This is a genomic window from Collinsella aerofaciens (assembly GCF_040910245.1).
In the GTDB taxonomy this organism is placed as follows: domain Bacteria; phylum Actinomycetota; class Coriobacteriia; order Coriobacteriales; family Coriobacteriaceae; genus Collinsella.
The window spans coordinates 1-13,146 of the sequence record NZ_JBDGAY010000019.1 but is presented as its reverse complement, the minus strand read 5'-3'; the positions used below and the strand labels follow the sequence as shown (position 1 = coordinate 13,146).

Annotated in this window: 11 protein-coding genes; 7 read left to right on the top strand and 4 right to left on the bottom strand. The window is 58.4% G+C overall.

The genetic code is table 11. The features are described 5' to 3' along the window. The first annotated feature begins 44 nt into the window (after positions 1-44). On the top strand, positions 45-902 hold the full coding sequence (locus AB5Z20_RS07405) for a LysR family transcriptional regulator (RefSeq protein WP_070100750.1): 858 nt from the start codon (positions 45-47) through the stop codon (positions 900-902). Between the two features lie 201 nt (positions 903-1,103). After that, entirely contained in the window at positions 1,104-2,585 is a 1,482-nt protein-coding gene (locus AB5Z20_RS07400) for an aminotransferase class I/II-fold pyridoxal phosphate-dependent enzyme (RefSeq protein WP_368156832.1), read from the top strand. Positions 2,586-2,811: 226 nt separating this feature from the next. Here the strand turns inward: AB5Z20_RS07400 and AB5Z20_RS07395 are convergent, their stop codons facing one another. After that, entirely contained in the window at positions 2,812-3,222 is a 411-nt protein-coding gene (locus AB5Z20_RS07395) for a peptide deformylase (protein ID WP_368156809.1), read from the bottom strand. Between the two features lie 214 nt (positions 3,223-3,436). Here AB5Z20_RS07395 and AB5Z20_RS07390 point away from each other — a divergent pair, with 214 nt between their 5' ends. Continuing rightward, on the top strand, positions 3,437-4,336 hold the full coding sequence (locus AB5Z20_RS07390; RefSeq protein ID WP_368156808.1) for a hypothetical protein: 900 nt from the start codon (positions 3,437-3,439) through the stop codon (positions 4,334-4,336). A gap of 376 nt (positions 4,337-4,712) precedes the next feature. On the opposite strand, the gene pdxT is transcribed toward AB5Z20_RS07390, so the two are convergent. After that, positions 4,713-5,300: a pyridoxal 5'-phosphate synthase glutaminase subunit PdxT gene (gene pdxT, locus AB5Z20_RS07385; protein ID WP_368156807.1), complete on the bottom strand. Its 588-nt coding sequence runs from the start codon at positions 5,298-5,300 to the stop codon at positions 4,713-4,715. A 20-nt stretch (positions 5,301-5,320) separates the two neighbouring features. Beyond that, positions 5,321-6,211 carry a pyridoxal 5'-phosphate synthase lyase subunit PdxS gene (pdxS, locus tag AB5Z20_RS07380; protein ID WP_368156806.1) on the bottom strand — a complete coding sequence of 297 codons (891 nt, stop codon included), beginning with the start codon at positions 6,209-6,211 and terminating at the stop codon, positions 5,321-5,323. Positions 6,212-6,356: 145 nt separating this feature from the next. Between pdxS and AB5Z20_RS07375 the strand changes: the two genes are divergently transcribed. Continuing rightward, the gene (locus AB5Z20_RS07375) at positions 6,357-7,796 is read left to right on the top strand and encodes a PLP-dependent aminotransferase family protein (RefSeq protein WP_368156805.1); all 1,440 of its coding nucleotides are present in this window, start codon (positions 6,357-6,359) and stop codon (positions 7,794-7,796) included. Positions 7,797-8,334: 538 nt separating this feature from the next. Next, positions 8,335-9,216, top strand: coding sequence for a hypothetical protein (locus AB5Z20_RS07370; RefSeq protein WP_349089322.1), 882 nt, complete (start codon positions 8,335-8,337; stop codon positions 9,214-9,216). A 240-nt stretch (positions 9,217-9,456) separates the two neighbouring features. On the opposite strand, the gene AB5Z20_RS07365 is transcribed toward AB5Z20_RS07370, so the two are convergent. Next, positions 9,457-10,017 (bottom strand): ferritin family protein, encoded by a 561-nt coding sequence (locus AB5Z20_RS07365; protein ID WP_022094328.1) that lies wholly within the window; start codon positions 10,015-10,017, stop codon positions 9,457-9,459. Positions 10,018-10,273: 256 nt separating this feature from the next. Here AB5Z20_RS07365 and AB5Z20_RS07360 point away from each other — a divergent pair, with 256 nt between their 5' ends. Further along, positions 10,274-11,494 (top strand): iron-containing alcohol dehydrogenase, encoded by a 1,221-nt coding sequence (locus AB5Z20_RS07360; RefSeq protein WP_368156804.1) that lies wholly within the window; start codon positions 10,274-10,276, stop codon positions 11,492-11,494. Between the two features lie 8 nt (positions 11,495-11,502). After that, positions 11,503-12,882, top strand: a complete 1,380-nt coding sequence (locus AB5Z20_RS07355) for an aldehyde dehydrogenase (RefSeq protein WP_368156803.1) — start codon at positions 11,503-11,505, stop codon at positions 12,880-12,882. The last annotated feature ends 264 nt before the right edge of the window (positions 12,883-13,146 follow it).

Sequence of the window (13,146 nt, the reverse complement as noted above, 5' to 3'; positions counted from 1 at the left end):
CATGGATGACATGACAAATACTCATGTAAGGGCGGGGACGTGCCGTGGAGACCAATATCCAAAAGATGCAAGTGCTGCTTGAGACGGTGCGTGCCGGCAGCTTTACGCGTGCTGCAGAGCGGCTGAGCTATTCGCAGTCGGGCGTGAGCCGTATGGTGGGCGACCTTGAGGCAGACTGGGGTTTTAAGGTGCTTGATCGCAGCCGCGAGGGCGTGGTGCTTTCTGCCGACGGGCGGCAGGTCATGCCGGCAGTCGAGGCGTTATGCGAAGAGTTTGGCCGCCTGCAGCGACGCGTGGACGAGATGCGAGGGCTCATGCGTGGCAAGATCTGTATCGGTACGTTTTCGAGTGTGGCGACCCATGTACTGCCGCCGGTGATCGCGCGGTTTCGCGCCGATCATCCGGACGTCGATTATGAGTTGCTGATGGGCGATTACTCCGAGATTGAGCAATGGGTGGCGGAAGGCCGCTGCGACCTGGGCTTTATTCCGCGCGAGCCACGCGGCGCCGGCATGGCGTCGCGGCCGTTGGTACAAGACGAGCTGATGGCCGTGGTGCCAGCGGGCTCCTCGCTTGCCACCGCGGAGGTCGTTTCCCTTGCCGATTTGGCCAACGAGCAGTTTATTCTGCTGGAACGCGGTAGCGACGACGAGATTACGCCGCTGTTCCGTCGGGCGGGGCTGACGGTGCGCTCCAAGCTGTCGACCTGGGATGACTATGCGATTATGGCCATGGTCGAGGACGGCCTGGGCGTGAGCATTCTTCCCGCGCTCATCTTGCGCCGCTGCCAGTTCGATGTTGCCGTGCGCCCGCTCGAGGGACATCCTCATCGGCAGATCAACGCCATATACCGCACCGCCGACGTTTCGCTCGCGGCGGCTCGTTTCCTCGAATATCTCTAAAAGCGCGTGCCCGTTGTCCACCTCGGGACGATTCTCGGGGTTCGGTACATTTTCTTGTGAAATTGAACTTCCAGATAATGCGCCGCGCTATACTGCTTGCTAAATTGAACCTTGGTTCAATTCGTGTTCTATAAATTGAACTTTGCCGGCAAGGAGGTTCCTGTGGCCCAAGAGACGTTTAGCGATCGCCTGCGACAGACCATGTCCGATCGAGACGTTCGCCAGTCGGACGTAATCCGCGCATCGGAGATGCTCGGCAAAAAACTCGGCAAGAGTCAGATGAGCCAATATGTGAGTGGCAAGACGATTCCGCGGCGCGATGTGGCAGAGCTGCTCGCCCGCATTTTGGAGGTCGATGTTTCCTGGTTGCTTGCCGGTGACGCCGATCAAGGCGAGACATCATCGCCTCGCAACGATTCCAAGCCCGAACCCCATCCCTCAGCTCAAATTCCAAGGAGCACCACCATGCGTACTTTTTCTAAATCCACCAAGCTTGATAACGTCCTGTATGACGTGCGCGGTCCCGTCGTCGACGAGGCTGCCCGTATGGAGGACGAGGGCGAGCGCATCCTCAAGCTCAATATCGGCAACCCGGCGCCCTTCGGTTTCCGCACGCCCGACGAGGTCATCAAGGACATGCGCCAGCAGCTGCCCGACTGCGAAGGCTATTCCAACTCGCGTGGCCTGTTCTCCGCGCGCAAGGCAATCATGCAGTACTCGCAGATCAAGGGCCTGCCCAATGTTCAGATGGAGCACATCTACACGGGCAACGGCGTGTCCGAGCTCATTCAGCTTTCGATGAACGCACTGCTCGACAATGGCGACGAGATTTTGATCCCCAGCCCCGACTATCCGCTCTGGACGGCGTGCGCAACCCTCGCCGGCGGTCATCCCGTGCACTATCTATGCGATGAGCAGGCGGATTGGTATCCCGACCTGGAGGATATGGAGTCCAAGATCACGAGCGCGACCAAGGCCCTCGTCATCATCAACCCCAACAACCCCACGGGCTCTGTCTATCCGCGCGAAGTGCTCGAGGGCATCGTTGAGATCGCGCGCAGGCACCAGCTCATGATTTTTGCCGACGAGATCTATGACCGCCTGTGCATGGACGGCTATGAGCACGTCTCCATTGCATCGCTCGCCCCCGATCTGCCCTGCATTACGTTTAGCGGCCTTTCCAAGTCGCACATGATCGCGGGCTATCGTATTGGCTGGATGGTGCTTTCGGGCAACCAGCGCTGCATGAGCGACTTCATCATGGGCGTCAACATGCTCTCTAACATGCGCCTGTGCTCCAATGTGCCGGCTCAGTCGATCGTTCAGACGGCGCTCGGCGGACACCAGTCGGTCAATGACTACATCCGCCCCGGCGGTCGTGTCTACGAGCAGCGCAACTTTGTGTATGAGGCGCTCAGCAAGATCGACGGCATCTCGGTGGTCAAGCCGCGTGCGGCGTTCTATATCTTCCCCAAGATGGATGTTAAAAAGTTCAACATCACCGACGACGAGCAGTTTGCCCTCGACCTGCTGCACGAGAAGAAAATTCTGATCACGCGCGGCGGCGGCTTCAACTGGGCTGAGCCCGACCACTTCCGTATCGTGTACCTGCCGCGCATGGAAGTGCTCAAAGAGTCGCTCGAAGACCTCGCCGATTTCTTTGATCACTACCGCCAGGCGTAACTAGTTCCGCCGTTCTACCGAACGGCGGACCGCTTGACGCTGCGCGAGCCGCATTCACACCAATCTGACGTTCAACTTCAAGGGCGCGACCAGAAGGTCAGCGCCCTTTCGTTTCACATCACCTTGGTGCAAATGCGGCTCGCTCGCTGTCGTGTGCTCAGCCTGCGTCGTTACCATGGTCCATTAGGGACGGAGGAAAACAGATCATTTTCCTTGACTCGCGGAACTAGATCACGATTCCGCAGCAATGATCGATTTCGTGCTGGATGATCTCGGCGGTGTAGCCCGAGAAGTTTTTGATGCGGTGGACAAAGTTCTCATCCAAATACTCAACCTTAATGCGGCGATAGCGGGTGCATGGACGCTCGCCGATCAGCGAGAGACATCCTTCGCTCGTCTGATAGGCATTGACCTGCTCAAGAATTTGAGGGTTGTACATCAGGAGCGTCCTGTTGCCGTCCTTTACGCAGATGATGCGTTTGCGCACGCCGATCATGTTGGCGGCGAGGCCCACGCACTCGTGCTCATGCTCGTGGAGCGTATCCAGGAGGTCCTGCCCGGTCGCGGCATCGTCAGGTCCCGCGTCTTCGGAAGGCAGGCGCAAAAAGAACTCGGATTTCATGATGGGCTTAATCATGGCGGGCTCCTTAAGGTGGACACGTTTGGTTCAGGCCATGATACCGCGACATGTCGCATTAATGTGTGCACATAGATTCTGCAGCTAGATTGGATGGCGACACCATAAACTAATGGACGTTTTGCCGAGAGGCATGAATGTTTAAAGCGCAAAGAGTGCGCGACGGGCCCCGCGAATGGGGCGATGATGCCCGAGAGGGCCAAGAAGGAGTCTCATGTCTGAGAACGAAGAGATCATGAACGAGACCGAGAACGAGACCATGACTGCCGAGGTCGAGGCGGTCGAGACCGTGGAGACCGAAGCTGCCGAGGTTGAGGCTGCTGCCGAGGTTTCCGCCGAGGAGGAGGCCGAGGTTGTCGAGGCCGCCGTTGATTACGATGACGAAGAGCTGATGGACAAGATGCAGAAGGCCGCCCGCCTGCTGCGTAGCCGTCGCTTTGCTATTTCCAAGGAGGAGGAGGCCAAGGCCGAGCGCATGGCGAACATCGAGCGCGCCATCAAGCTTCTTGACCTCAAGCCTAAGATGGAGCAGAAGGAAATGTCCGACCTGCTGGGCATGCGCCTTCGTGAGCTCGATGGCCTGATGGCCGAGGCCGAGGCTGCCGATCTGGTCGGCCGCATCGACGATGCCGAGGGCGATATGCGCAAGATCGTCGTCTTCGCTGCCGAAGATGCCGCTGAGGGCCTGGTCGAGCTTGCCAACAAGAAGGAGAAGCTCCTGCCCGAGCTTTCTTACGAGGAGGCCACCGAGCTGATGGCCGCTCTCGATAAGGTTATCGCTCCGCTCGTCGCCATGGGCCTGGACGAGGACCGCGGTCCCCGCGGCGGCCGTGACGATCGTGGTGGCCGTGGCGGCGACCGTGGCGGTCGCGGCGGCTTTGGTGATCGCGGTGGCCGTGGCGGCGACCGTGGCGGTCGCGGTGGCGATCGCAGTGGCCGTGGCGGCTTTGGTGACCGTGGCGGTCGTGGCGGCTTTGGCGGCAACCGTGGTGGCTATGGCGATCGCGGTGGCAACCGTGGCGGCTTCGGCGGCAACCGTGGTAACGACCGCGGCGGTCGCGGCGGCGATCGTGGCGGCCGCAACGGTGGCGGCTTCCGCGGCAACCGCTTTTAGTTGGGTTACGCGGTTTTACCAAACCGCGTAACGGCTCGACGCTGCGCGCCACCCAGGGCGACAATTTGTCATTCAAAAGGCAAGGCATGACCAGAAGGTCTATGCCTTGCCTTTTTCATGCCAACTTGTTCGCCCTGGGCGGCGCTCGCTGGCGTTGCCAAAACATCGGCGTTCCCATAGTCCAAACCTGCCAAAAAGGGACAGGTTTATTTTGGTCGGTTTTATCTGGGCAAACGTGGTCGTCTATCGCGATGTAGTCGTTTAAGAACACCCAACGACTACATAGCACGAGAGTGGATGCTCTCCCGGTTTGAGCCTGCATTCAAGCTTAAAGTGGGAGAGTATCCACTCTCGTTTTGTTTGTTGATTTCGATGCCTACATTTGTAGGAACAGTTCGTGGAGGCGGGTGTCTTCATCGAGTTCGGGGTGGAAGGTTACGCCGAGCTGGTTGCCCTGGCGGGCGGCGACGATGCGCCCGTCGACTTTCGCTAAGGCCTTGGCATTGCCGCGCACCTTGACGATGCGGGGCGCGCGGATAAACGTCAGCGGCACTTCACCGTCGATGCCGGCTACCTGCCCCTTGGTTCGAAAACTGCCGAGCTGCCTGCCGTAGGCATTGCGCTCAACGAGTACATCCATGGTTGCCAAACGCGGCGTGCCCTTATCGTCATGGGCGGCAAGGTCGTGAGCCAGCAGAATCAAGCCGGCGCAGGTGCCCAGGACGGGCATGCCTTCAGAGATACGGGCACGAAGCTCCTCGAGCATGCCCAACTCATCAAGCAGCTTCCCTTGAACGGTGGACTCGCCGCCGGGAAGTACCAGACGGTCAAAGTTCTGCTTCAAATCAGCCGCCTGCCTCAGCTCAATACAACGTGCGCCCAGCTCGGACAGCCTCGCCTCGTGCTCGGCAAAAGCGCCTTGGACCGCCAGTACGGCGACCGTTTGATCTGCATAATCGCTCATGTGCGATCCTTTCTGCTGGACTAGCGCCCGCGCTCCTCCATGATGATTTCGATCTCGTCGGCGTTGATGCCCACCATGGCCTCGCCCAGGTCTTCTGAAAGCTCGGCGATGAGCTTGGCATCGGTGAAGTTTGCCACGGCCTTGACGATGGCGGCGGCGCGCTTGGCCGGGTCGCCGCTCTTAAAGATGCCCGAGCCCACAAAGACGCCCTCGGCACCCAGCTGCATCATCAACGCGGCGTCGGCAGGGGTTGCCACACCGCCAGCAGCAAAGTTCACGACAGGGAGCTTGCTCGTGGCATGGACCTCGCGCACCAGCTCGACCGGAACCTGCAGTTGCTTGGCTGCCTCAAAGAGCTCGTCGTCGCGCAGGGCAACAACGTCGCGGATCTGCTTTTGGATCTTCCGCATGTGGCGCACGGCCTGGACCACGTCGCCCGTGCCCGGCTCGCCCTTGGTGCGGATCATCGTGGCGCCCTCGGCAACACGGCGCAGCGCCTCGCCCAGGTCACGGGCACCGCAGACAAACGGAACGTCAAACTGGGTCTTGTCGATGTGGTAGACATCGTCGGCGGGGGAGAGAACCTCGGACTCGTCGATGTAGTCGATATCGATGGCCTGCAGGACCTGCGCCTCGACAATGTGACCGATGCGGCACTTGGCCATGACAGGGATGGAGACGGCCTCCTGGATGCCCTTGATCATCTTGGGGTCACTCATGCGCGACACGCCGCCTGCGGCGCGGATGTCGGCCGGGATGCGCTCGAGTGCCATGACGGCGCAGGCGCCCGCCTCCTCGGCGATGCGTGCCTGCTCGGGCGTGGTGACGTCCATGATGACGCCGCCCTTGAGCATCTGCGCGAGCTCGCGATTGAGTTTGACGCGATCGGCTTTGCTGGTCTGTTCTGCCATGGTTGCTCCCTTGGTTGGCATGTGCATTGCTTGACGGAACATCCTATCTGGGAGCTGGGTATGGCGAAATACTCAGTTTTCGAGATAATGACAAGGTCAGACTAATACCAGATTGAATGACTTAATAAGGTCAGGTGATAGGCTCATGCTTGACTACAATTTGGAAAAACGCGGCGGAACATCGCTCTATGAGTATGTTTACCAGCAAATTCGAGATGATATCGTTGCTGGACGCATTGCGGCGGGGGAGCATTTGCCGTCTAAGCGCGCCTTTGCCAGTCATCTGGGAATCAGTGTCATTACCATCGAAAATGCATATAGCCAGTTACTTGCCGAGGGCTATATTTGTTCAAAGCCGCGGCGTGGCTACTACGCTTGTGAGCTTCCGGATGCACCGGTTTTGGCTTCGGCTGCGGAGGGTATCGACCGAGATGCCGTTTCTGCGGGTCCCAGTGCGCATGGTGTCGACGGACAGGTCGAGCGAATCGATGCGCTTTCTCCTTCCGCTTTGGAGGCGGCGCGGCTTTGGCAAAGCGCACTGCGGGCGACGCTGGCATCCGAAGACGAATGCGAGATCTTTTCGCCCGCGCCAGCACAGGGCACCGCTCGGCTACGACGCGCAATTGCTCATCATCTGCGCGGGACAAGGGGTATGAATGTCGACCCCAACAACATTGTTATCGGCGCGGGCGCCCAGCTGCTCGATACCATGTTGGTTCAGCTGCTTGGAGCCGACAAGGTGTATGCCGTTGAAGATCCGGGCTATTTGCGCCTGACGCGCATCTATCAGGCTATGGGTTGCAACGTTCGGCATATCCCGTTGGATGATGACGGCGTGGACCTGAGTGCTCTGCAGAAAACTGGGACCGATGTTCTTCACCTGATGCCGTCCCATCAGTATCCGACCGGCCTTGTGACGAGCATTGCACGTCGCTATGCGCTGCTGAGCTGGGCCGCCGAGCAGCCGGGCCGATATCTCATCGAAGACGACTTCGATTGTGAGTTTCGCCTTGCCGGCAAGCCGATTCCTGCGCTCGCGTCGATCGATGCCGCTCAATCGGTTATCTACACCAACACGTTTTCGAAGAGCCTGTCATCGGCGTTGCGTCTAGCGTACATGGTGTTGCCCGATGAGCTAATGGAGCGGTTTAGGCGCAACCTTGGCTTCTACGCCTCGTCGGTGAGCTCTGTTGACCAGGTCGCTTTGGCTCGCTTGCTGGAATCGGGTGATTACGAGCGACATGTGAATCGCGTGCGCGTTCGTGCTCGCGAGGCGCGTGATGGCCTGGCGGCGCTTGTACGGAAAACGTTTCCGGCAGGGGAGGTCTCGATCGAACATGCAGACGCGGGCCTTTACTGCACCGTGGTTGCGGAGCGCGGAACGGACGGAAGCTCTTTTGCGCAGGCCCTCACGCGCTCGAGTATCCCTTTTGTCGATATCAGTGAGTGTTATTGGTGCGCCGATGGCGCATCTGCCCCCGAAAACTCAAGTCAAATTCTTGTCCAGTATGACGATTTGAGTCCAAAAGTGCTAAATACCTTGGAATTGCAGCTCATTGGGGAACTCTGCAATCTAAGTGAGTAGACTTTTGGCACTTTGGCGATCAGGCAGTTTTGTAACAAGCTATCTACCTGTGGTTTTGAAAAGCAGGATGACCGGCCTGCTCGGGATGTTCAAAAAAGTCTACTCACTTGCCGCGCAAAGCTTCTGCATGCGAAAAAAATGGGGTTTTCAACAAAACTTTGTCCAGCTCTCGGCAAGCTTTTGGTCAGTTGGGGAGGGCTGTTGAAAACTTGACAGTCCGTTCGGTGCCATTTTTGGTGCGTTCGCGCCAATGCGAGACAAGCTGGGTTGAAATGCGTGTTTTCCTGTGCCTATGAAGGATTTACTTTGTGACATATCGGCTTTTAGGTATTTGCGTTTGCCTCCTCAGGTCCGCGCTTTGTGTCCGCCGCTTCCACGGCCGGAAGAAGATCGGCAGCGATATGACCTCGCCCGTAACCCGACGGCTGCGGTTGCACTCGGCTTTCCGTTGTATACATTGGTTCGGACGAGAAGCAAACGGACATGCTCTGCCGGCATTAGGCAGCGGCTGTTCCTGGGCGAGCTTCCCAGGGAATCCGTGCTGGAAACGGAGCATGGATTTTTGATTACGTCTCCTCTACTGACGGCATTCATCATGTCGCGGCATCTGACGGATCTTCAGCTTCTTTTTGTGTTGGCGGAGATGTGCGGCCTGTTTGCGGTGTGTGCTCTGCCAGCGGCACTCGAGGCGGAGCTTTCGCGTGCAATTGATTCGGGCGCGATTTCGACAACGTTCGGTTGGGTGCGCTGCCCGTCCGAGGACGGCGCCGCTTCAAATTTATGGCGTCGAGACGCTTTGGTTTTGGGCAGAGACCTTGACCGTTTTTGTTCAGATGTTTGCGGGATGCGTTACGGCAATAGATTTATGGCGGTATCGCAACTCGTCCCATTGGGTGCCGCGTCGCCTTTTGAGGTCGAGGCGTATTTGTTGCTCGGGCTGCCGCGAGCCCTGGGAGGCGAAGGGTTTTGCGGTATAGAGCTCAATGTCGAAGTGACGTTAAGCACAAGTGCTCGAGCGATTGTGGGAAAGTCCCGTGTATATATCGACCTACTACTTTCTTCGCTGGACGGCAGGCGACAGGTGGCCATTGAATGTCAGGGAAAGGCCTCGCACGGACGCGCAGGGGATGGCTTGCGTGACGCCGATCGCATGACGGCCCTTCAGGCCATGGGCTACGATGTACTTCTCCTGACACACAGACAGATATCCGATGAGGATAGATTCCGCGCGATCGTTAAGGCCGTATGCAGGATGCTCGATGCTGAATATCGTGATAAAAGCCCGGATGAGCAAAGGGCTGAGGCATTACTCCGGTCTGAACTATTCGTTGACTGGACAAAATTGGGGGTAATCGACGGAAAGATGCCCGTTAGACGCAAAACAGCTCGATCGTGGACGGCTGCGGTTCTAAGTGAGTAGACTTTTGGCACTTTGGCGACCAGGCCGTTTGGTAACAAGTCATTTACCTGCGGCTTTATAAAGCAATATGGATGGTGTGCTCGGCAAGTTCCAAAAAGTCTACTCACTTAGTTTTTGACGAGCAACCGATGCCGAAGGCGGTCCTATTTCAGGGCGTTAACGAGTCCTCGAGACACAAAAAGGCCCGAACCGTGCGGTCCGGGCCTTATCGAGCTAGAGATTGTCTCTCAGACGGCTGGCTTAGCCAAAGTAGCGCTTGAGCAGGCCGGCGAAAGCCTTGCCGTGACGAGCCTCGTCGCGAGCCATCTCGTGGACGGTGTCGTGGATGGCATCGAGACCAGCGGCCTTGGCGCGCTTGGCAAGATCAGTCTTGCCGGCGGTGGCGCCGTTCTCGGCCTCAACGCGCATCTCGAGGTTCTTCTTGGTGGAGTCGGTCACGACCTCGCCCAGGAGCTCGGCGAACTTGGCGGCGTGCTCGGCCTCCTCGTGGGCAGCCTTCTCCCAGTACAGGCCGATCTCGGGATAGCCCTCGCGATGAGCGACGCGAGCCATGGCCAGGTACATACCGACCTCGGAGCACTCGCCCTCAAAGTTGGCGCGCAGGTCGGCAACGATGTCCTCGGAGACGCCCTCCATCTTGGCGACGCCCACGACGTGCTCGGCAGCCCACTCGAGCTGGCCCTCCTCCTGCTTCAGGAAACGAGAACCGGGAACGCCGCACTGGGGGCACTTAAAATCCTCGGGCAGCTGGTCGCCGTCGAACTCTTCCACATAACCGCAAACGGGGCAAACAAACTTCATGATTCGATCCTTTCGATCGATGGCGATTGCGCGCTCGTCCGGTCCCGTAAGGGCCCTCTCCGGACGTGCGTCTTGACGAGTTCTATTATCCATAAATGCAACCAAATGTGAAGCCTATTAGGAATGATTTTTAATAAAACAATTTTGAGATATGAAGATGTTGATTGATTAACGATTGGTAGGCCGTCTGTGATCTCTGCTGAGTACAATCGGTCGAGCAAATGTTGACCTATCAACAAATAAAGGAGTTTCCTTTATGCATCTAGCCCGTCGTGCCTGGTGCCGAACATATCAGACGGTTTTTCGCATTGCATTGCCGATCCTGCCCTATACCGAGCCGCGCATTTTGGAGCATGCCGAGGATGTGCCCGCGGTGCTTCAAAAACGCTCGATCCAGAAGGTTCTTATCGTGACAGACCCTGGTATTGCACGTTTGGGGCTCACGGCATCACTCGAGCGTGCGCTTACGGCTCAGGGGATTGGCGCTACGGTCTATGCCGAAACGCGTGCGAACCCCACGGTCTCAAACGTGGAGGAAGCGGCGGCGCTGTATCGCGAGAACGACTGCCAGGCCATTATCGGCTTTGGTGGCGGTTCGGCTATGGACTGCGCCAAGGGTGTGGGGGCGCGCATTGCGCAGCCAAACAAGCCCATCAACAAGATGCGCGGCCTGCTGCGTGTCCACCGTCTCCTGCCGCTGCTTATTGCGGTTCCCACTACCGCCGGTACGGGAAGCGAGGTCACGCTTGCGGCGGTTATCACCGATGATGAGACGCACTATAAATACCCCATTAACGATTTTGTGCTCATCCCGCGTTTTGCAGTCCACGACCCCGAGTTTACGCGCGGGTTGCCGGCGTCCATTACGGGGCAGACGGGTATGGATGCCCTGACGCATGCTGTCGAGGCCTTTATCGGCCGTAGCACCACGCCCTACACGCGCAAGATGGCGCGTCAGGCGGTCCAGCTCATCCGCGACAATTTGCTCGAGGCCTATGAGCATGGCGACAACATGCGTGCGCGTCGCAATATGCTTTCGGCGGCGTATAAGGCGGGTGTTGCCTTTACGCGCTCCTATGTTGGATACGTTCATGCCATCGCGCATAGTCTGGGCGGCCGATACGGAATTCCGCACGGTTTGGCCAACGCGATCATCCTGCCGCACATGCTTCGCGCTTATGGTGACGCCGCCGCCCCCAAGCTTGCCGATCTTGCTCGCATGGCGGGCATTGCGCCGGCTACCGCGCAGGACAGCCTGGCGGCCGAGGCCTTTATCGATTGGGTCGACCGCATGAACGAGGCCCTGGGAATCCCCAAATATGTCTCGGGTATTCGCCGCTCCGATATTCCGCAAATGGCGGCCCATGCCGATGCCGAGGCCAATCCGCTATACCCTGTTCCACTTTTGATGGACCGTTTGGAACTCGAGCGTATGTACGAGGTCATTGCGGGTGGTATGTTTGAGGGCGAGAACTAGGAGGGCCCATGAATACCGAGGAAATCGCGCGCATTGTCGGCGAGCAGCGCGCCTATTTTAAGACGCACGCCACGTTTGATGTCGATGCTCGACGTCGCGCCCTCGTGCGCCTGCGCGATGCGGTACGGGCCCACGAGGCCGATATTGCCCATGCGCTTAAGACCGATTTGGGAAAGTCGCATGACGAGGCCTATATGTGCGAGATCGGCACGTCGCTTTCCGAGATTCGCCATCAGATTGCGCATATGGCCCGATGGAGCCGCCCGCGCCTGCGCCCCTGCGACCTCGCCAATGCCATTAGTGTGTGCAAAACGCAAGCCGTGCCCTATGGCGTCACGCTCATTATGGCTCCGTGGAACTACCCGTTTTTGCTAACACTCGAGCCGCTCGCCGGCGCCCTTGCCGCGGGTAACACCGTGGTCATCAAGCCGAGTGCCTATGCGCCGGCTTCGAGCGCGGTGCTCAGGCAGATTTGCGAGGAAGCATTTGATCCGCGCCTGGTGACGGTCGTCGAAGGCGGGCGTGCCGAGAACGAGGCGCTGCTCGATGAATGCTGGGACAAAATCTTCTTTACCGGAAGCGTTCCGGTCGGCAAGCTCGTCATGGAGCGCGCGAGCAAAAACCTCACGCCCGTGACGCTTGAACTGGGCGGAAAGAGTCCCTGCATCGTGGATGCGACGGCAAACCTGAAGGTCGCGGCGCGGCGTATCGCATTTGGTAAATGGCTCAACGTGGGCCAGACCTGCGTGGCGCCCGACTACCTGCTGGTCGACGTGCGCGTGCACGACGAGCTGCTGGGCCTCATCAAGGAGGAGGTCCGCCGTATGTTTGGCGAGCATCCGCTCGATAACGAGGATTACGGGCATATCGTCAACGCCAAGCATTTTGCGCGTGTACGCGGGCTAATCGACCCCGATAAGGTTGTGCTGGGAGGCACGGCGCGCGAGTCGTCGCTCAAGATTGAGCCGACGATTCTAGACGGTGTGTCCCCCGATGACGCCGTAATGCAGGAGGAGATTTTCGGTCCCATCTTACCGGTGCTAACGTTTGAGAGCTTAGACGAGGCCGAGACGTTTATTACGGATCGTCCGACGCCGCTGGCCCTGTATATCTTTAGCCAGGATCGCGCGGTTCAGCAGCGCTTTGTGCGTTACGTGCCCTTTGGCGGCGGCTGTGTTAACGACACCATCATGCATCTGGCTACGAGCCATATGGGCTTTGGCGGCATGGGTGCAAGCGGTATGGGGCAGTACCATGGCCGCGAGAGCTTCGATACGTTTAGCCACAAGAAGAGCATCGTGAACAAGGCAACATGGCTGGACGTGCCGTTTCGGTATGCGCCCTACGCAAGCTGGAAGCACAAGTTCGTGCGCATGTTTGTACATTAGAATCAGATGGCATAGGGCAAACAAAATGGCCGCCCCCGCGTAAGCGAAGACGGCCACTTCTCACGATGAAAACGTGTATCGGAGTTGGCAAGACCCGCTGCAACGGGTGCCATCCGTACTCCTATCTTATCTGCAAGCGCTCTGTCTCGCAAGCGTTGCGAGACAGAGCGCTTGAAAGACGCAGGCACCTTGATTATCAACTTCAACCGAACACCTCCCACATTCATCCGCACATGTGCGGATGAATGTGGGAACCCGATACCC